Annotated in this window: 18 protein-coding genes; 7 read left to right on the top strand and 11 right to left on the bottom strand. The window is 73.4% G+C overall.

Features of this window, described 5'->3' with window-relative positions:
• Nucleotides 1–8 precede the first annotated feature (8 nt).
• Nucleotides 9–374: a MerR family transcriptional regulator gene (locus WMF33_RS44855; RefSeq protein ID WP_437334317.1), complete on the top strand. Its 366-nt coding sequence runs from the start codon at nt 9–11 to the stop codon at nt 372–374.
• The gene (locus WMF33_RS44850; RefSeq protein WP_437334316.1) at nt 355–1,017 is read left to right on the top strand and encodes a hypothetical protein; all 663 of its coding nucleotides are present in this window, start codon (nt 355–357) and stop codon (nt 1,015–1,017) included. Before WMF33_RS44855 ends, WMF33_RS44850 begins: the two co-directional genes overlap by 20 nt.
• A gap of 36 nt (nt 1,018–1,053) precedes the next feature.
• Here WMF33_RS44850 and WMF33_RS44845 read toward each other — a convergent pair whose 3' ends face one another.
• Together WMF33_RS44845 and mgtE are read right to left on the bottom strand one after the other, a co-directional pair.
• Entirely contained in the window at nt 1,054–1,677 is a 624-nt protein-coding gene (locus WMF33_RS44845; RefSeq protein WP_437334315.1) for a single-stranded DNA-binding protein, read from the bottom strand.
• Nucleotides 1,678–1,854: 177 nt separating this feature from the next.
• Nucleotides 1,855–3,240, bottom strand: coding sequence for a magnesium transporter (gene mgtE / locus WMF33_RS44840; protein ID WP_061628969.1), 1,386 nt, complete (start codon nt 3,238–3,240; stop codon nt 1,855–1,857).
• A gap of 748 nt (nt 3,241–3,988) precedes the next feature.
• Here mgtE and WMF33_RS44835 point away from each other — a divergent pair.
• Complete coding sequence (locus WMF33_RS44835; RefSeq protein ID WP_437334314.1) at nt 3,989–6,388, top strand: hypothetical protein; 2,400 nt, start codon at nt 3,989–3,991, stop codon at nt 6,386–6,388.
• Between the two features lie 146 nt (nt 6,389–6,534).
• Nucleotides 6,535–7,227 carry a response regulator transcription factor gene (locus WMF33_RS44830; protein WP_020741161.1) on the top strand — a complete coding sequence of 231 codons (693 nt, stop codon included), beginning with the start codon at nt 6,535–6,537 and terminating at the stop codon, nt 7,225–7,227.
• Here WMF33_RS44830 and WMF33_RS44825 read toward each other — a convergent pair.
• Entirely contained in the window at nt 7,209–8,141 is a 933-nt protein-coding gene (locus WMF33_RS44825; protein WP_437334313.1) for a M23 family metallopeptidase, read from the bottom strand. The genes WMF33_RS44830 and WMF33_RS44825 overlap by 19 nt on opposite strands.
• A gap of 162 nt (nt 8,142–8,303) precedes the next feature.
• On the opposite strand from WMF33_RS44825, the gene WMF33_RS44820 reads away from it, so the two are divergent.
• Together WMF33_RS44820 and WMF33_RS44815 are read left to right on the top strand one after the other, a co-directional pair.
• Nucleotides 8,304–8,984 carry a HEAT repeat domain-containing protein gene (locus WMF33_RS44820; RefSeq protein WP_437334312.1) on the top strand — a complete coding sequence of 227 codons (681 nt, stop codon included), beginning with the start codon at nt 8,304–8,306 and terminating at the stop codon, nt 8,982–8,984.
• Nucleotides 8,984–9,811, top strand: coding sequence for a class I SAM-dependent methyltransferase (locus WMF33_RS44815; protein WP_061621348.1), 828 nt, complete (start codon nt 8,984–8,986; stop codon nt 9,809–9,811). The genes WMF33_RS44820 and WMF33_RS44815 overlap by 1 nt, the downstream gene beginning before the upstream one ends.
• 53 nt (nt 9,812–9,864) lie before the next feature.
• Here WMF33_RS44815 and WMF33_RS44810 read toward each other — a convergent pair whose 3' ends face one another.
• Together WMF33_RS44810 and queD are read right to left on the bottom strand one after the other, a co-directional pair.
• Complete coding sequence (locus WMF33_RS44810; protein WP_061621488.1) at nt 9,865–10,149, bottom strand: (2Fe-2S)-binding protein; 285 nt, start codon at nt 10,147–10,149, stop codon at nt 9,865–9,867.
• 4 nt (nt 10,150–10,153) lie between these two features.
• Nucleotides 10,154–10,516: a 6-carboxytetrahydropterin synthase QueD gene (queD, locus tag WMF33_RS44805; RefSeq protein ID WP_061621487.1), complete on the bottom strand. Its 363-nt coding sequence runs from the start codon at nt 10,514–10,516 to the stop codon at nt 10,154–10,156.
• 135 nt (nt 10,517–10,651) lie between these two features.
• On the opposite strand from queD, the gene WMF33_RS44800 reads away from it, so the two are divergent.
• Nucleotides 10,652–10,777, top strand: a complete 126-nt coding sequence (locus WMF33_RS44800) for a hypothetical protein (protein ID WP_257792751.1) — start codon at nt 10,652–10,654, stop codon at nt 10,775–10,777.
• A 27-nt stretch (nt 10,778–10,804) separates the two neighbouring features.
• Here WMF33_RS44800 and WMF33_RS44795 read toward each other — a convergent pair whose 3' ends face one another.
• From WMF33_RS44795 to WMF33_RS44770, 6 genes are all read right to left on the bottom strand, one after another.
• On the bottom strand, nt 10,805–12,388 hold the full coding sequence (locus WMF33_RS44795; protein ID WP_437334311.1) for a GAF domain-containing protein: 1,584 nt from the start codon (nt 12,386–12,388) through the stop codon (nt 10,805–10,807).
• Between the two features lie 146 nt (nt 12,389–12,534).
• Nucleotides 12,535–13,659, bottom strand: a complete 1,125-nt coding sequence (locus WMF33_RS44790; RefSeq protein WP_437334310.1) for an acyl-CoA reductase — start codon at nt 13,657–13,659, stop codon at nt 12,535–12,537.
• Complete coding sequence (locus WMF33_RS44785) at nt 13,656–14,846, bottom strand: acyl-protein synthetase (protein WP_437334309.1); 1,191 nt, start codon at nt 14,844–14,846, stop codon at nt 13,656–13,658. Before WMF33_RS44785 ends, WMF33_RS44790 begins: the two co-directional genes overlap by 4 nt.
• A gap of 47 nt (nt 14,847–14,893) precedes the next feature.
• Entirely contained in the window at nt 14,894–16,252 is a 1,359-nt protein-coding gene (locus tag WMF33_RS44780; protein WP_437334308.1) for an aminotransferase class III-fold pyridoxal phosphate-dependent enzyme, read from the bottom strand.
• A gap of 43 nt (nt 16,253–16,295) precedes the next feature.
• Complete coding sequence (locus WMF33_RS44775) at nt 16,296–17,195, bottom strand: GGDEF domain-containing protein (protein WP_020741151.1); 900 nt, start codon at nt 17,193–17,195, stop codon at nt 16,296–16,298.
• 1,043 nt (nt 17,196–18,238) lie between these two features.
• On the bottom strand, nt 18,239–19,018 hold the full coding sequence (locus tag WMF33_RS44770) for a class II glutamine amidotransferase (RefSeq protein WP_061623269.1): 780 nt from the start codon (nt 19,016–19,018) through the stop codon (nt 18,239–18,241).
• Nucleotides 19,019–19,037 lie beyond the last annotated feature (19 nt).

The following is a 19,037-nucleotide window of genomic DNA, read 5'->3' as shown; positions in this document are numbered from 1 at the left end:
GCTTGGCCGTGCGCCAGCAGCTTCCGGCGAAGCTGTACTACCGGATCGGCGAGGTGGCCGGCATCGTCGGGGTCGAGCCGCACGTGCTCCGGTACTGGGAGACGGAGTTCCGCTCCATCCGCCCGCAGAAGTCGGCGAAGGGGCAGCGGGTCTACAGCCGGCGCGACGTCGAGACGCTCCTCAAGGTGAAGGAGCTCCTCTACTCGCATCGCTTCACGATCGCCGGGGCGCGGCGCAAGCTGCGCGAGGGCGGGATCGAGCCGCCGCCCCCCGACGCGGGCGCGAGCCACGAGGAGGTGCAGCGGATGCGCACCGCGCTGGTCGAGATCCGGAGCGAGGTGCTCGCGCTGATGGATGAGCTCGAGCGCGTCTGAGCTGCACGGCGTGGCGCCGGGCCTCTCGCTGCGCCTCTCGCTGCCCGCCGGGGCGCGCGACGCGCCGCCGGAGGCGTTGCCCGCGATCGACGTGTCGGCGATCTCGGGGGCGAAGGTGACGGTGCGGCGCGCCGTCGAGGCGGACGACGTGTCGCTGCGCGCGGTCTGCGCGACGGCCCCGTCGCGGCGGTGGGTCACCGGCCTGGAGGAGCTGGTGCTCGATCGGGCGTCGGGGCTCGTGCGCGGGGCGCTCGGGGTGGCGATCGAGCGGTGGGAGGCAGCGCCGATCCGGGGGATCGAGCAGCGGTACGAGCAGCCGTTCGAGGGGGCGGGGAGGGCGGGCGAGCGCGCGGTGGCGATCCGTGGGCGGCACGTGCTCGGCTTCGCGGGGCGCGAGCACGACGCGGCGCTCTGCAGCGTGGTCTGCCTGGAGCCGGCGCAGGCGGCGGGCGCCCGATGCGAAGCGCTGCTCGGCGCGACGGAGATCGAGGGGGCGTTCGTGGCGCCGCCGGCGCCGGGGTTGCTCGTGCGGGCGATCTTCCTCGCCGCGGAGGAGCCGCTCGCGGCCGCCGCGGGGCTCGGGGTGCTCGCGGCGGCGGGCGTGGCCGTGGTGCTGGCGAGGCGGCCGCGGCCGCGGCCCTAGCCGACGGCTGGGCCCGGAACCCCGGAAGGGGAGCGATCAGAACGGGATGTCGTCGTCGTTGCCGCCGCCGCCGTAGCCGCCGCCGAAATCGTCCGGCGGGGGACCGGGATCCGGCGCCGCAGGCGCCGGGCGACCGCCGCCGCCGCCGCCGCCGCGGTTGTAGCCGCCGCCGGCCGGGCGACCGCCGCCGCCGCCGCCACCGCCGCCGTAGCCGCCGCCACCACCACCGCCGTAGCCGCCGCCACCACCGCCGTAGCCGCCGCCACCGCCGCCGCCGGGATCCGCGCCGAACCCGGCGTCGTCGTTGGCGACGCCGCGGCCGCCACGGCCCCCGCCCGTCAGCAGGACGTTGTTCGCGATCACCTCGGTCTTGTAACGCTTGTTGCCATCCCGATCGTCGTAGCTCGACGTGCGGAGCGAGCCTTCGACGAAGATCGAGGAGCCTTTGCTGAGGATCTTGCCCAAGGCCTCGGCGCGCTTGCCCCAGATCACGACATTGTGCCAGTCCGTCCGTTCTTTCCGGACCTTGTCGCGATCCAGGTACGATTCGGTCGTCGCGAGCCGCAGGTTCAAGACTGCCTGCCCTCCCTGGGTGAACCGGAGCTCGGGGTCGGCGCCCAGGTTGCCGAGCAGCATCACGCGATTCAAGCCTTCGGCCATCTTGACTCCTTCCCTAGGAGCGGTTCAGCGCACGTTGCGCCGAACGAAAATCGACAGTTTCACTCCCCCATGGGGGCCGACGCGTCAAGGGCCCATGGCGCGTCGAGCGGCGCGCGGCGCGCCCGCGCGGGGGCGCCGGCGCCTCGTCGGTCCGGACGGCGCGGCAGAAGGGGCTGCTCACCCGCCCGCCCCGGCCTGCGCGAGCAGGTCGGACAGGAAGAGGCGGGCGATCGTGAAGTAGAGCAGGATCCCGAGGACGTCGACGAGGCTCGCGATGAACGGCGTGGAGCTGGTCGCCGGATCGAGGCCGAGGCGCCGGAGCAGGAGGGGGAGCATCGCGCCCACGGTGCAGCCCATGAGGACGATCGCCATCAGCGTCACGCCGATCGTCAGGACGAAGCCGGTGCCGTCGCCCCAGAGCCAGACGCGGAGCATGCCGATGACCGAGAGGATGAGGCCGAGCACGACGGCCTGCCCGAGCTCGCGGACGAGGACGCTCGACCAGTCGCCGACGCGCAGGTCGCCGACGGCGAGGCCGCGGATGATGAGCGACGACGACTGCGAGCCGGAGTTGCCGCCCGTCGAGATGAGCAGGGGCACGTAGTAGGCGAGCGTCGCGACGGCCTCGAGGTCGTGCTCGAAGCGCCGGAGCACCTCGCCGGTCATGAACTCGCCGACGAACAGGACGGCGAGCCAGGGGGCGCGCTTCTGGATGAACGTCCAGAAGCTCGTCTTGAAGTAGCTGTCCTCGATGGGGCCGACCGCGCCGAGCCGCTGCATGTCCTCGGACTGCTCCTCCGTGAGGACATCCATCACGTCGTCGACGGTGATGACGCCGAGCAGCTTCCGGTCCGCGGAGAGCACGGGCAGCGCGCTGAAGTCGTACTTCGCCATGGTCCGCGCGACCTCTTCCTGGTCGGTCTCGGGGCTGACGGCGAAGACGTTCTCGGTCATCACGTTCGAGAGCTTCTCGGACGGCGAGGCGAGCAGCAGATCGCGCAGCGAGACGACGCCGATGAGGTGCCCGCGATCGGAGACGATGTACACGTAGTAGATGGTCTCGGCGTCCTCGCCGACGGCGCGGATGCGCTCGATCACGTCGGCGACCGTGAGGTGGATGCCCACCGACACGTAGTCGGTGGTCATGAGGCCGCCGGCGCTGTCCTCCGGCCACTTGGCGAGCTCCTCGACCTCGGCGGCGGCCTCGGGGTCGACCTTCTCCAGCGTGGAGAGCAGCGTGCCGCTGACCTGGTCGGGGAGGGCCTCGATGAGGTCGGTGCGGTCGTCGGCCGCCATCTCGGAGACGATCGGCGCGATGCTCTCGACGCCCATCTGCTCGACGAGCGCCTCCTGGGTCTCGCCGTCGAGGCGCTCGAAGATGGGCGCGGCCTCCTCGGCCCTGAGCGCCATGAGGACCTTCGCCGCCTCGGCGTCGTCCAGCAGGCCGATGAGATCGGCGAGGTCCTCGTCGTGGATCTCGTCGAGCAGGTCGGAGAGCTGCGCCGGATCCTCGGCGAGGAGCTGCCGGACCTCCGGGACCATGGCGAGGGCGACGCGCAACATGCTCGGGCACTGACCACAACTCGGCCCTGCTGGGAAGCGGCAACCCGTGCCGGCGCGGGTGGCGCGATCGAGCCAGCTGCCCCCTTCGACCGAGGTCGAGGTGCGGCAGCTCGACCCGGGTTGGCGGCGGCCGACCCGGGTTGAGCTGCGGTGCCACCCGTTGAGGCCGACCGAGGTTGAGGCCGGCGGCCGGCGGCCGACGAGGGCGAGGTTGGCTGACCGAGGTTGAGGTGCGGCCGACCCGACCCGGGTTGAGGCCGAGGCCGACCGGACCCGGGTTGAGGTGGGCCGACCCGGGTTGAGGTGGGCCGACCCGGGTTGAGGCCGAGGCCGACCCGACCCGGGTTGAGGTCGAGGCCGATCGATCGCCGTGTAGGTGGCACGTCCAGGTGGGCCGAGGTTCCCAACCCGGTGGATCGCCTACGGAGTTGGCGCTTCGCAATCAAGTTGACGGCGCGGCCGAGCGCGGCGATGGAGCCTCTCGAAGCGCGGCGGCGGCACCTCCTTTGCTACGGCGCCCTCAGGCGGGTCAGGGCGGGGCCGACGGGTCGAATTGACAGCATTCCGGTCGGGTCCTTAGCATCGGGCTCCCGTCGAGCCGCGGATCGCCTGCGGAAGTCGGTCATGGGCCCGTGGACGACGGGCCCGTTCAGTGGCTTGACCGCCGCGCAACTGGATCGGTGGTCGAAAGGAAAGTCCAATGATGACGCGGATTGAGCGTGAGAGGAGGCGCCCGTGGAGGGGCGCGATGAGGCTCGCCATGGCGGGCCTCCTGATCGCGGGCACGGGCAGCGCCTTCGGATGTCTGAACCGCCCCATCGCCGCGAACGAGCCCCGCACGACGTCGACGATCGTCGAGCGGCTGACCCAGAGCTCGGTCGACAAGATCGACCTCCTCCTGGCCATCGACAACTCGGGCTCGATGGCCGACAAGCAGGACATCCTCGCCACCGCCATCCCTGACCTCGTGCAGGGCCTCGTCAACCCGCGCTGCATCCACAAGAACGGCATGGAGCCGCCCGAGACCGTCTCGTCGCCGAACGAAGAATGCAGGCCGGACTTCAAGCGCGAGTTCGAGCCGGTCAAGGACATCCACATCGGCATCATCAGCTCGAGCCTCGGCGGCCACGGCTCGGGCGCCTGCCCGGCGATGACGAGCCCGTCCAACGTGGACATGGCGCACCTCCTCGCGCGCGAGAGCGAGAACTCCGAGGTCAACGACCTCCCGACCTACCTCAACAAGGGCTTCCTGGCCTGGGACCCCGATCAGAAGCGCGACGTGAACGGAGAGCCGGGGAGGCCCGACGCGGAAGACGGCGAGGCGGACATCGAGGGCGACTCGAACGCCGATCTCAACGACACGTCGCTCGTCGAGACGCTCAGGGCGATGGTCAAGGGCACCGGGCAGTCCGGCTGCGGCTTCGAGGCGCAGCTCGAGAGCGTGTACCGCTTCCTCGTCGACCCGGAGCCCTACGAGCGGATCGAGATCCAGGGCGACGTCGCCGTGCCGATGGGCCTGGACGGCACCGTCATCGAGCAGCGCAAGAACTTCCTCCGGTCGAGCTCCCTCCTCGCGATCATCATGCTCAGCGACGAGAACGACTGCTCGATCCGCGAGGAGGGCCGCAACTACCTCGTCGCTGAGACCAGGAACGGCTTCCGCCTGTGGCGGCCGCGCGTCGAGTGCGCCACCGACCCGGGCAACAAGTGCTGCAGGTCGTGCAGCCAGAACCAGGACGGCTGCCCGCCCGACCCGGCCTGCACGGGTATGGACGGCTTCCCCGCCCGGCTGAGCGCCGTCGAGGATCCGGTCAACTCCCGCTGCTGGGATCAGAAGCGCCGGTTCGGCTTCGACTTCCTCTACCCCATCGAGCGCTACCGGCGCGCCTTCACCGAGGCGCAGATCCCGAACCGCCAGGGCGATCTCGTCCCGAACCCGATCTTCAGCGATCTGGCCACGGACGACGATGACTCGATCATCCGCGATCCCGGGCTCGTCTTCTTCGCCGGCATCGTCGGCGTGCCCTGGCAGGACATCGCGCGCCAGAACGCGCAGGGCGAGCCGGACCTCCTGCGCGGCCTCAACGAGGACGGCGAGCCGGTCGGCGGGTTCAAGAACGCGACCGAGCTCGGCTCCCCGCTGCTCGACAACGCGTTCGCCAGCACCTGGGAGCTCATCCTCGGCGACCCCGCGAAGTTCCAGCCGCCGAAGGACCCGTTCATGATCGAGTCGACGGCGCCGCGCTCGGGCACGAACCCGATCACCGGCGATACGATCATCCAGCCGGACCAGACGGGCTGGAACACCATCAACGGCCGCGAGTACACGATCCCGCAGACGAGCACCGGCGACCTCCAGTACGCGTGCATCTTCGATCTCCCCGAGTCGAAATCCTGCGAGGGCAACGCCCAGAGCTGCGACTGCAGGGAGCAACAGGGCGCGCCGAACGACAACCCGCTGTGCGAGCCGGAAGCCGGAAGCAACCAGGAAGCCCCGGGCTCCAGGACGACGACGCAGATCAAGGCGAAGGCCTACCCGGGCCTCCGCGAGCTGCAGCTCATCCGCGAGCTCGGACCCCAGGGCATCGTCGGCTCGGTGTGCCCGGCGCAGCTCGAACGCACCAACGAGGCCGACTACGGCTACCGGCCGGCGATCGGCGCCATCATCGATCGCCTGAAGACGGTGCTCGGCGGCCAGTGCCTGCCGCGCACCTTGACCCCCGACGGTGACAAGCAGGTCTCCTGCCTGATCCTCGAGGCGCGCAACTCGCAGGGCCAGTGCAACTGCGATCCTGCGACGGGGCGCGCCACGGTGCCGCAGGACGCGACTCGCTACGCCGCGGTCGAGGAGGTGCTCGCCCTCGACATCGCGAAGGTCTCCGGCTGGGACTGCGTGTGCGAGATCCAGCAGCTCGAGGGCGCGAATCCGGGCGAACCGGCCTACGAGTGCAGGAACAACGTGAACGACAACGTCGAGTCCGGCGGCCAGCCGGTGCACGGGTGGTGCTACGTCGATCCGTCGATCAGGCTCGGCGATGCGGCGATCGTCGCCGACTGCCCGTCGACCGAGCGGCGCAAGATCCGCTTCACGGGCAAGGGCGAAGCCCAGCAGGGCTCCACGCTGTTCATCACCTGCTCCGGCGAGTAGGCTGACGGCGGGCTGACCCGGCGCGCGGGGCCGATCGCGAGATCGCGCCCCGCGCCGCTTTTTGTGGCCCCGGAGGGGCTGCGGCGCGCCGGCCGGCAGGGCCCTCGCGGGGCCCGGTCGGTTTTGTGCTAAGACCGCACTCCGTCGTGGCGGCACGCAAGAAGATCCTGATCATCGAGGACGAGCCCCACATCGTGCTGGGGCTGACGGATGCCCTCGAGTTCGAGGGCTTCTCGGTGGCGTCGGCGTCGAAGGGGAAGGACGGCGTGCTGCTCGCGCGGCAGGAGAAGCCGGACGCGATCCTGCTCGACCTCATGCTCCCCGACACCAACGGCTTCAAGGTCTGCGAGGACCTGCGCCGCTGGGACGCGTTCGTGCCGATCATCATGCTGACGGCCCGCGGCCAGGAGATCGACAAGATCCGCGGCCTCGACGCGGGCGCCGACGACTACGTGACCAAGCCGTTCAGCGTGGGCGAGCTCATCGCCCGGCTGCGCGCCCTCTTCCGCCGCGCCGCCCGGCCCGCCGAGGCGCCGGTCGAGGTGTTCACCATCGGCAACGTGCAGGTCAACATGACCGCCCACACCGTCTCGCGGGGCTCGCGGTCGGATCAGCTGTCGTTCTACGAGGTCGAGCTCCTGCGCCTCCTGCACGAGCGCCTGGGCCAGCCGGTCTCGCGCGAGGAGATCCTCCAGAAGATCTGGGGGATCGAGGCCGGGCCGTCGAACCGCACGGTCGACAACTTCATCGTCAAGCTGCGCAAGAAGATCGAGCGCTCGCCCGACAAGCCGGAGCACATCCTCACGGTCTACGGCTTCGGCTACAAGCTCGCGCCCTGACGGAGCGGCAGCACGTTGCGGAGGTCGCACGGCACCGTCACGGCGGCGTCGATGATGCGCTTCGGATCGAGATCCGAGAGCCGCGCGCCCTCGCGGAGCTGCCGCGCCTCGAGGCGCAGCCGGACGAGGCCCAGGCTGCCGGTGTCGCCGGCGTACCCGACCACATCGCCCGCGTCGAGGCGCGCGCCCGCCACGACGCCGGGGCCGGGGCGGTCGAGGTGGCCGTGGAGCAGGACGTACCTGCGCACGCGATCCACGTCGCGCACGTCGTGCGCCGTGGCGACCGTGATCCCGGACAGCTCGCCGACGAAGACGACCTCGGCCTTCCCCTCCTGGCCCTCGAGCCGCAGCGACGCCACGCGGTCGCCCCGCGCCGCCGCGAGGTCGACCCCGCCGGCCCAGGACGGCGGCTCGGGTCGCGCGGCGCCGATCGCGGCGACGGGGCCCGCCGGAGGCGGCGCGCCCGGTTGCGCTGGAGCGCCCTCGACGAGGAGGAACCCGGGCGCCTGATCCGGCGCGCCGATCGGGAACGCGTACGCGGCGGCGCTCGCCGGACGTTCCGGGCGGCGGGGGATGTGCTCGTAGGCCTGCCCGCGCGCGCCCGCCCCTGCGGGACGCGCGCCGCCCGGGCCGGAGAGCGCCGCCGCGCCGCCCTCGGAGAGCGGCGCGCCCGGCGCCGGCAGCGGGACGCACGCGGCGCCCTCCGGCACGGTGCGCGGGCCGCAGAGCGCCGCCGCGCCCGCGGCGCCGCGCGCCGCGGCCGCCGGAGGGACGACCGCGGGCGGCGGCGGCGCGGGGTCGTCGAGGCCCCCGAGCGCAAGGACGAGGGCGGACGCCGCGGCGCCGCGCACGAGCGGGGAAGGGGAGACCGCCGCCCTCGTCGGGCGGGCCTGCGATGAGCCGGACGCGCGCATGCCATGAACGGTCTACCGCATCGCGCGCGGCGCGGCAGGCGAGCGCGATGCGGTAGCGCCGGGCTGGCGTGGCCGCGCCCGCCGTGGACGGGAATCCGCGGGGAACGGGCCCTTGCTGCCTGCCGGCTTGCGGAGGCGGCGCGCTGTTGATAGCTCCTCTTCGTGCAAAATCGCCAAGCTATCGAGACGACCCTGAACAAGCTGTTCGACGCGGAGCGCACGGCTCGCCGGCTCCACGACGATCTGGCGGCCATGCCCGGCGATGCGTTGCTGGACGTCCTCACGGACGCGATCGCGAGCGCGACGCGCGAGAACGACGAGGACGAGGCGGCGCTCCGGCTGGTGCGCATCGCGTCGCTGCTCGGCGAGCACGAGGGCCCGCGCGCGCTCGACGCGCTCATCGACGTGCTCGCCTCGGAGCACCCCGAGGCGCGGCAGGCGGCGGGCGAGGAGATCGAGTCGCTCGCCTACGACCGCTTCAAGGAGGTCGCGCAGGCGATCGAGCGGGCGCTCAAGCGGCTGCCGGTCGGGTCGTCCGCGCTGCCGGAGCTGCCGTACCTCATCGCCGAGGTGCCGGAGCCGGGCGTGCCGAAGCTGCTCGGCCAGTTCCTCGGCCACAAGGATCCGGACGCGGTGGCGGCGGCGATCGAGACCCTGGTCGAGATCGGCGACCCGGCGCACGCGCCGCTGATCCAGCCGCTGATCGGCGACATGCGCACGGTCGAGCTGGCCGACGACGGCGGCGACGACGCGACGTCGGAGGTCACGATCGGCGAGCTCGCCGAAGAGGCGCTCGGCCTCCTCGCGCCCTACGACGAGGAGGAAGAGGACGGGGTCGCCTGATGATCGGCCCGCCGCTGAGCGCGGCGGACGCCGTGTTGTTCGAGCACGCGGTCGTCCCGCGCTACATCTCGTTCTTCGCCTCGCTGGCGGTGGACATGCTGCTGCCCTCGGAGGCGGCGCGCATCGCCCACCTCGGCTGTCGGAGCGGCTTCCCCGACGCGATCGTGGCCGACAAGCTGCCCGGCGCGACGCTCGTGGGGCTCGACGGGTCCGCCGCCGCGCTCGATCTCGCGCGCGCCAAGGCGGCGCTGTTCTCCGGGATGAACGCGAGCTACGTGCTCGCCGACGCCCTGCCCACGCCGCTGCCGGACGCGAGCTTCACCCACGCGTTCACGCTGCACCCGGTCTGCCGCCCGAGCGAGCGGGCGCAGCTCCTCGCCGAGCTGCGCCGGGTGCTGGTCCCCGGCGGCCAGGCGCTCATCGCGCTGCCGCTGCGCGGCTCGTTCCCGGAGGTGGCCGACATCGCGCGGGAGTGCGCGCTCAAGCAGGACCTGTCGGAGCTCGGCGCGGCGGTCGACGCCGCCTCCGCCAGCCGCCCGACGCTCGAGACCATCGCCGAGGAGATCGAGGACGCCGGGTTCGACGAGGTCGAGGTCGACGTCCAGCTCATCGCGGTGTCGTTCGACAGCGGGCGCGAGTTCCTCGAGGACCCGATCTCGCGGCTGATGGTGATCCCCGAAGCGACGGCGATGCTCGACCTCGAGCCGCAGATCATCGACTCGATGCTCGCGTACCTGCACCACGCGGTCTCGAAGTACTGGTCCGAGGGCGTCTTCGAGCTGACCGTGAACGTCGGGTGCGCGAGCGCCCGGCGGCCGCTCGGCTGACGACCGGGCCCGGGGGCGCCGGCGACGGGCGCGCGGGGGCGGCGCGGCCGGCGCTAGCGCTCGTGCCCGCCGCCGCGGAGGCCGAGCGCGTCGAGCCCGGCGAGCGCCGCGAGCGAGACCGGGTGGTACGGGGGCCGCGGCGTGATCGGCTTCTGGACGTCGCCCCCGCGCTCCTCGATGAGCCGCGCGCAGAGCGCGAGGCACCACTTGCCCTGGCACCAGCCGGTGCCGAAGCCTGTGTAGCGCTTGACGGACTCGATGTCCTTGTAGCCGCGCTCCATCGCGGCCTCGAGCTCGTGCAGGGTGACGTCCTCGCAGCGGCAGACGAGCGTCTTCATCGACCTAGTCGCCCTCGTACTCGCAGCGGGCGTCGCAGGTCTCGAAGACGGTGACCCGGTTCAAGGACGGCAGCGACGGCGCGAGGCGGTTCCAGATCCACCGGGCGAGCACCTCGCTCGTCGGGTTCTCCAGCCCCGGGACCTCGTTCAGGTAGTTGTGATCGAGCAGGTCGTGGAGGGGCGCCCAGGCTTCGTAGAGGTGGCTGTAATCGATGAACCACCCCGTCTCCTCGTTCACGGGGCCGCGGATCGCGACCTCGATCTTGAAGCTGTGACCGTGGAGGCGCGCGCACTTGTGCCCCTGCGGCACCTTGGGGAGGCGGTGGGCGGCCTCGAAGCGGAACTCATGCACGAGACGGACGTTCATTGGACGAGCGGTCATGGGGCGGGCGCCTTGAGGCGTCAACGCCCCGCGGCCCGCCGGAGGTGCGGCGACCGCGGTACGGGGTTCCCTCGAGGGGCTCGAGCGGCTATACCCCCGGCCATGCCGCAGAAGCCCGCAGTGAGAGCCAAGAAGAAGCGACGCGACACGAAGCGCCTGGCGAACTGGCGCGCCAAGAAGGAGCTCCAGAGCGCCCAGGGAACGCCGCCGGCCGACCCGGCCGCCGCCGCGCAGCCCAGCCGCTGAGCCGCGAGCACCGGCCCCGGCCGGTGCTCAGCCCGCCGGCTCGTCCTCTCCGTCGTCGTCCGGCGCCGGCCCGGGCAGCGGCGGCCCCTTGCGCCGCGCCGCGCGGACCGTCGCGACCTCGGCCCGCGACGGGTTGATCACCAGAAAGCCGTGGTCCGCGTCGAGCAGCGCGACGTCGCCCGGCGACGCCCAGCGGAACGCGCCGGCCACATCCACGATCGACGGCACGTCGAGCAGCTGGAGGAGCACGTGCGAGCGCGGCCCGGACCGCTCGCTGAGCGCGACGCCGACGGGGTTGGCCCGGGCGGAGATCAGGAGATCGAACACGGTCAGCTGGTCGCCCACGAGGACCGCCTTCGACGGGAGCTCGGCCCGGGCGTCCGGGGTCGCCAGCATCAGGAGCGCGTCGCAGAGGTCCTCGATGTCGCGGGCGCGGTCCTGCAAGAACGGGTCGCCGACGATCCCGTTGGCGGCCCGCGCCACCTCGCGGGCGACCGTGCCGAGCGCCTGCGCGACGGTGCGCCCGCCGGCCGCGAGCTCGAAGGCGCGCGCGCGCAGGCGGCCGTCGCCGATCATCAGGAGGTAGGTCGAGAGGAACGCCGCGTCCTGCGCGATGCCCCGCTCCGCCGCGCGGGCGTGGAGCTCGACGAGCGCCTTCTCCGCGATGTCGAAGGCGAGCCGCAGGAGCTTCGGATCGCCGTGGCCCCGCTGCGGGCCGAGCGACGAGCTGGCCGGCCGCCGCAGGGCCGCGATGGCGCCGAGCGCGCGACCCGGGACCACGGGCAGCCCCGGCAGCGTGACCTTGCGCGTGCCCCCGCCGGTGCGCCGCCGCCGCTCGCGCAGCTCGTCGAGCACCTGGGCGTGGCGCGCGCCGGCCGCGATCGGAGCCGTCAGGGCCATGAGGAGCTCGACGTCCCGCGCCGTGAAGGCGCGATCCCCCGCCCGCTGCACGACCAGGGCGCCGAGCGGGCGGCCGCTGCCGAGGATCGGGGCCGCCAGGAAGACCGGGAACCGCTCCTCGCGGAGCTCCGGGAACGCGCGGTAGCGCTCGTGCTCCGTCGCCTGGACGACCGAGATCGGGCGCAAGCACTCGACCGCCATGCCCGTGATGCCCTGCCCGACCGAGAGCCGCACCGTGCCGCGCGCCTCGCGCGGGAAGCCGACGTTGCCGCGCAGCACGAGCTCGTCGCCGTCGCCCTCGAGCAGGTACAGCGACGCCACGTCGGCGCCGAGGATGGCGGCGATCCGCTGCGGCGCCTCGTCGAGGAGGAGCGACAGCGGCATCGGCTTCGCCACGAAGGCCAGGTACTCGATGACGAGATCGAGGCGCTCGTCGCGGCGCACGTGGATCCTGGCGGAGGTGACCGACGGCGGCGCGTCCTCGCCCTCGAGCTCCGCCTCGCCGTCGGCCTCCGCGGCGCGGGCCGAGCCGCCGGCCGGATCGCTCGGCGCGGGGGAGCTCGCGTCCGCGTGGCGCTCGTCCGGCGATCCACCGTCGACGAGCCCCTCCCGCGCGCGCTCCGCGTCGAGCGGCGCCGCGGGCGGGCTCGCGATCGCCTCGAGCTCCGTGGGCGGGTGGGTCGCCTTCGGATCATCGGTGCGCGACGACATACGACGATCGCTATCACACACCGTCGCTCGAGCGCACCTCGCACGCGAGCGCGCCCGGATCGCGCCGCGGCCGAGGCCGCGTCCGCGGCGCGACGCGCGCGCTGCCGGCGCGCCGTCCGCCCGCCGCGCGCGGCCGGTCGCGGAGGTCAGAGCGCCCGCAGGTCGACCGGGCCGTCCAGGGGCGGGCGCTGCATCCACCCCAGCGCCGCGACCCGGGCGCGCGGGGCCGCGGCGGACACGGCGCGCGCGAGATCGCCGCCGCCGCCGGCCCCGATCGCGGTGATCGCGCCGCGGATCGGCGCGAGCAGCGCCGCAGCCGCGCCGGCGCCGCTCGCCGCCACGTGGACGACGCGCGCCGCGGGCGGCAGCAACAGCGACCGCGGCGCCGGATCCACGCCGACCCCGTGCCCTTCGCCCTCCCAGAACGAGCCCACGGCCTCGAGGGTGGCCCGGTACATCGCGACCTCGGCCCGCGCAGCGCCGTCGAGCGGCCCGCGCGGGACGCGCGCGCCCGCGGCCGCGAGCGCCTCGTGCAGGGCGCGCGCGAGCGCCTCGGCGCGCTCGGCCGGGCCCTCCACCAGCACGAAGCGCGGCGACAGGCAGCCGCGCTGATCGAACGGCACGACGTCGTCGGCGATGTCGCGCGCCGCCTCGGCGAGGCGCGCGTCGGGGCCGACGACGGCGAGCCCGAGGCCGGCGCCGTGCCCGCGCACGAGGACGCCGCGCCCGGCCTGGGCGCGCAGCGTCGCCACGGTCTGATCCGAGCCGTAGACGTGCAGCTCGGCGCGCGGCGCGCCGTCGCGGGGCTCCTCGCCCGCCGCCTGCGCCCCGGCGTCCCCGAGCGCCACGTCCGGGACCAGGGAGATGGCGCCGCCGTCGCGCGCGAAGCCCTCGTCGGCCGAGAGCGCGCGCACGAGGAGCTCCGCGACGACGGGATCGCGGCGCGACGGGCGCACGAGGACCTCCGGCGCCGTCGCCGCCGCGACGGCGATGGCCCGCAGCGGCGCCGTGCAGACGTTCGCGGCGAGCACGACGTGGCAGCGGCGCGCGCGCCCCGCGGTCGCCACGAGCGCGTCGAGCTCGCCGCTGCTCGGCGCGATCTCGAGGTGGCGGCCGAGCGCGAGCTCCACGCCCTCGGGGGAGAGGCCGCTCGTCTCGGGCAGCCGCCGCCGCGCCTCCCGGCCGAGCGGGTCGCGCGCGTCCGCGATCCGCGCCGCCGCGGCGACCACGCGCTCGACCCGGCGGCGCCGCGCCGCGCCGTCGTCCCTCACGGGCCGCCGCCGAGCATCTGGTCGATCGCGATCGAGCAGCCGCGCGGCGGCGCCCCGGACGCGCGGCCCAGGAGCTCGACGCCCTCGTCGGTGACGCGCACGCGATCGGCCGTCTGGATGGCCACCGCCGAGTCGACGTTCGCGAGATCGACGATCCGCGCGAGCCCGATCTCGCCGGCGGGCAGCGGCGCGAGCGTCCCGGGGTCGACCGCGGTGACGCGCGTCCAGGGCGGCGCGAGGTAGATCCCCGGCGCGGGGCCCGGCCTGCCGGCGAGCGCCGCCGCGAGCGTGCCCTCGTAGAGCTGGCTCGAGAGCTCCGTCATGCCGTACTCGCCGACGACGTGCGAGAGCGGCACCCCGAGCGATCGCGCGATCGACGCCCGCAGCTCCTCCGCGGGCACCTCCCGCGAGCGGCCCTTGTAGCCGCCGGTCTGCATCGCGCGGCTGCCGCCGGGCAGCAGCGTCGCGCCCTCGGGCAGCCCGGCCTCGAGCAGGTGGACGAACGCGAACGAGGTGCCGAGCACGATGGCCGGCTCGCCCGCGGCGCGCGCCTCGGCGCACGCGCGGGCGAACCCCGCGGCGTCGAGCTCCCCGCCGCGCACGTGCCAGCTCGCCGGCCCCGAGAGGCGCGCGGCGAAGCGATCGATCATGAACCCGAGCGACGAGTCCGGGACCTCGTCGAGCGGCGGCGCCAGGACGATCGCGCGGAGCCGCGCGCCGTCGGGCCACAGGAGGCGCTCGCCCCAGGCGACCGCGGCGAGCTCGTACGTCGCGGTGGTGCGGAACGGGTGCTCGCCGCGCGACGCCGCGCCGAGCGAGGTCCCGCTCGTGCGGAAGACGCGCTCGTCCGCCTCGGCCGGGTGGGCCGCGACGCGCGCGAACCGGAAGACGTCGCACGGCACGGCGGGGATCTGCTCCGCGCGCTGCATCGTGTCGACGTCCGCGCCGCGCGCCTTGAAGAGGCGGGCGACCGGCGCGCACCGCGCGGCCTGGCGCCGGGCGAGGGCGATCGCGAGCGCGTCGAACGTCTCCGGGAGCGCGGCGTCCGCCGCGCCTTCGCCCTGCTGAAGCGAGGCCGCCGCCGCTCGGCCGGCGCCGGGCGAGCCCGCCCTGTCCTGGAGGAGCGACGCCTCGATGAACGCCCGCGCGCGGCGGTGCAGCGCCTCGCTCTGATCGATCTGTCCCACGCGTCCCACGCGTCCCACGCGACCGGGATAGCACGCGCCGCGCGCGCCTAGGACGAAAGCACGCGGGCCAGCGCGCCGGCCGCGGTCGACAGCAGCGCCTCGGGTGTGGTGAGCGCCGGCGTCAGCGTCAGCGTCTCGCCGCGCACCCCGCCCGTGAGGACCAGGTAACCCTCGGCCAGCATCCCGCGCATGGCCCGCAGCCCGAGCTCTGCGCTCTCGAGCTCCACGCCGACCATGAGCCCGGCGCCGCGCACGTCGACGACGCCCGCTCGGCCCCGCAGCGCCTGCCGGAGCGCCTCCTGGAAGCGCGCGCCCACGTCGCGCGAGCGCGCGGCCAGCTGGCCTGCGTCCAGGGCGTCGAGCGTCGCGAGCGCGGCGCTCGACGCGAGGGGCGAGCCGGAGTGCGTCGAGGTGTGGACCACCTCGGCCTCGCGCGCCCACGCGCGCATGATCGGCTCCGGCGCCACGCACGCGGAGATGGGGAGCCCGCCGCCGAGCCCCTTGCCGAAGCAGAGGATGTCCGCGGGCGCCCCGATCGCCCCGGTGCGCGTCATCGCCCCCGACCGGCCGAGGCCGGTCCAGATCTCGTCGGCGATCACGAGCGCCCCGCGCCGGTGCGCCGCGTCGCAGACCGCGCCCAGGAACGCGTCGGGCGGGACGACGCAGCCGCCCCGCCCGAGGATCGGCTCGAGCAGGATCGCGCCGATCTCGCCGCCGCGCAGCGCCGCCTCGATCGCGTCGAGCGAGCGCGCCGCGCCCGCCTCGTCGCGCGGGTACGACGCGAACGTCACGCGCGGGTTGAGCTGCTCCGCGAACGGCGACCGGTAGCTCTCGCGCAGCCCGCACGCCGCGAGCGGCGCGTACCCGAGGCCGTGGTACGCGCCCTCGAAGGCGACGAGCCCCGGCCGCCCGGTCGCGAGCGCCGCCGTCTTGATGGCCGCCGTGATCGCGTCGCTGCCGCTCTGGCCGAGCAGCGCCATCGGCGAGGGCCCGGGGTGCAGCGCCGCGAGGCGCTCCAGGAGGGCGATCTTCACGTCGGCCGAGTACACGTCGCCGAGGGCGAGCGTCAGCCGCGACATCTGCTCCTCCGCCGCGCGCCGCACCGGCGCCGCCGCGTGGCCGAGCAGCAGCGCGCCGAAGCCGGCGCACAGGTCGACGTAGCGGTTGCCGTCGACGTCGCAGACGTTGGCGCCGCGCCCGTGCGACAGCACGATCGGGAGCATCTCGGCGCCGCTCTTCTGCGCCCGCGCCTCGCGGCGCCGGCCGAACGCCGGGCACTCGACGCGCTCGAGCCGCTCGAGGGCGCTCCGCGACCTTGGACCAGGCGGCGGCACCAGGATCTCGGGCAGCGCGTCGCCGCCGTCCGGGTCCAGCGCCGCCGGCAGCGGCAGCTCGCTGTTCGGCATCGTCGTTCCTCCGCCGGGATCTAGCGCGCCCGCGGCCCCGAGCTCAGGCGCAGACGCGGTTTCTCCCGCTGTTCTTCGCGTGGTAGAGGCGCTCGTCGGCGCGCTTGATGAGGTCGTTCGCGGTGCGATCGCCCTCCTGCAGCAGCGCCACGCCGACGCTGATCGTCACGCGGATGCTGTCGGCCTGGAAGACGAAGAGGTGCTCCGCGACCTTCTGCCGCAGCGTCTCGCCGAGCGCCGCGGCGCCCTCGATCGACGTCTCGGGCAGGATGATGGCGAACTCCTCGCCGCCGTACCGCGCAAAGACCTCATCGCGGCGGATGCGGCTCTGCACGATGCGCGCGACCTCCTTCAACACGAAATCGCCGGCCAGGTGGCCGTGGACGTCGTTGATGCGCTTGAAGTGGTCGATGTCGAACAGGAGGATCGCGAGGTCGCGCTCGTGGCGGCGGCCGCGGATGATCTCGCGCTCGAGCGCCTCGTAGAGGTAGCGCTTGTTGTGGATCTGCGTGAGACCATCGATGATGGTCATCCGGTAGATCTCTTCGTGGTATTGCGCCTCCACGTCGGCGCCGGACAGGAACTTGAAGATCGTCGGGCCGATCTTCACCCGGTCTCCGTTCTTCAGCACCACCTCGCGGGAGATCTGCTCATCGTTGCAGTACGTCCCGTTGGTGCTGCCGTCGTCGACGACCATCCAGGCGCTCGGCCGCTGCTCGAAATGGGCGTGCCGCCGTGAAACGGAGTCGCCGTCGAGCACGATGTGGTTGTCCGCCCCCCGGCCGACCCGCGTCGGGTTGTGCTCCAGCACGAACCGCTTGCCGAGCAGCGTGGGCTCCTTCGTGTAGATCACGACCAGGCAGTCGGTCGTGTTCTTGCTGCCGCCGCCCGGTGGGGGCTGGACCACCTGCGTTACACGAGTCTTTTCGTCGAAGTCACTCACGCGCGCTCAGCCCAACCCGTCGTGCGACCTAGCCTCGACATCGTTCGAGCTCTTCCCGAGACGGAACCTACCCGGGCGCGGCTCTTCGGTCGCGATCCAACGGCTCGATATGCCCTAGCTCGCCCAACGTCAAAGCGTACTGACATGCCCCGACTCCCGTCAAGACGGCCATCCGGGCGGAGCCGTCTTCGGTGATTCCTCCGCCTTCCCGACCCGACAGCGGCACACGTCGCCCGCTGCGCTCCGTCGCGCCCTTCCACGCTCTCGGCTTGTTCCTCGCACGCCGTCCGCCTCTCACCGCCGCTTGCTCTGCACCGCATCGCCTGTGCTCGCTGAAGCGCCTTGTGGGGCATTGTGCGCTTGTATCGCAGTGGACGCGCCGCCCCGTTCTCTCGTGCAGCTCGCGCTGCCGTCGATGCGGCTCTCTCTATGCGTTTCCCGGGCGCGCCGCCACCCGTCCGGCGAGCGGTCGAGCCGGCAGGGGAGAGAATGGTTCGCTGGAGCACGATGTGTTGGTTCGGCTGGCAAGCCCGCGTTCTGCGGGCATGAGGCTCTGTGAGTTCTGCCTCAAAACCAGGGCGCATCACAACGCTGAACTGAGCGGAACGAGCGGAACTGAGCGGAGCTGAGCGGAACTGAACAGAACCGAACCGAGCGCGGCGCGCGCCGCGACCGCCAGCGCGCGGCCCTCTCCCGGGCAGCGCCGGTTGGTTGACTTGGCACACGGGGTGCGTAGAGTAGACCTGCGTCGCGGCGGAGACCTTCCCCCCCCAGGTCCGCCGCGGCGTTTTTCATTTCAGGCTGCTCCGTGGCCATCTCCACCCCCGGCGCTGTCGCGTATTTCCTCCTGGGATGATTCCCGGAGCAGCGCGTTCCTCGCCAAGCAGCCATGCTCCGTCGCTGCTGGAACCGTTTGCCTCGAAAGGCATCAACGGGCCCAGCCGGAGCAGGTGCCGAGAAACCGACCTCGGCCGCAAGGAGGGTATTGACGACCCGAGCCCTGCTGGGCGGGTGGGGCCGGCGCGGGAGCCGGCCGGCGTCGTTCACGACCGGAGCGTCGCGCGCAGCTCGCCGCCGTCGAAGACCCAGAGCTCGCCCGGCCGCCCATGGGTCCAGGCCTCGTTGGCGGTGAGCGGGGTCGTCGCGACCACGGCGACGCGATCCTTCGGGGTCGTGACGGCGGAGAAGTCGACGCGGACGTCATCGTCCACGAGCGTCGCGACGCCGAACGGGGCTTTGCGGACGATGTAGCAGAGCCGGGTCCCGCAGCGGGCGAAGAGGTGGCGCCCGTCGCCGAGCAGGAAGTTGAACGTGCCGTCCCGGCCGAGCTCGCCGCCGAGCGCCGCGACCGCCGCCCACAGCTCGCTGGGCCGGCGCGGGTAGCCGGGGAACGCGCTCCGGAGCCCCTCCAGCAGGTAGCAGAACGCGTGCTCGCTGTCGGTCGTGCCGATGGGGTTGAAGCGGCCCAGCGCGCGGCGCCGGACGCGGCGCAGCGTGCCGTTGTGCGCGAAGACCCAGTGGCGCCCCCAGAGCTCGCGCACGAAGGGGTGCGTGTTGGCGAGCAGGACGTCGCCGCGGGTGCGGCGCCGGATGTGGCCGATCGCGAGCAGCGTCTTGATCGGGGTCTCGCCGAGGAACCGCGCCAGCGGGCTATCGCACGCGGGGCTCGGGTCGAGGAAGACGCGCGCGGCGCGCCCCTCGAAGAACGCGAGGCCCCACCCGTCGGCGTGCGGTCCGGTGCGGCCGCCCCGGTGCCGGAGGCCGTTGAACGAAAAGACGATGTCGGTGGGGACGTTGCACTCCATCCCGAGGAGCTCGCACATGCTCGCGGCGGCACCATAT

The organism is Sorangium sp. So ce394, from assembly GCF_051474665.1.
GTDB lineage: Bacteria > Myxococcota_A > Polyangia > Polyangiales > Polyangiaceae > Sorangium > Sorangium cellulosum_D.
The sequence above is the reverse complement of the archived record's forward strand: the minus strand, read 5'-3'. Positions and strand labels throughout refer to the sequence as shown.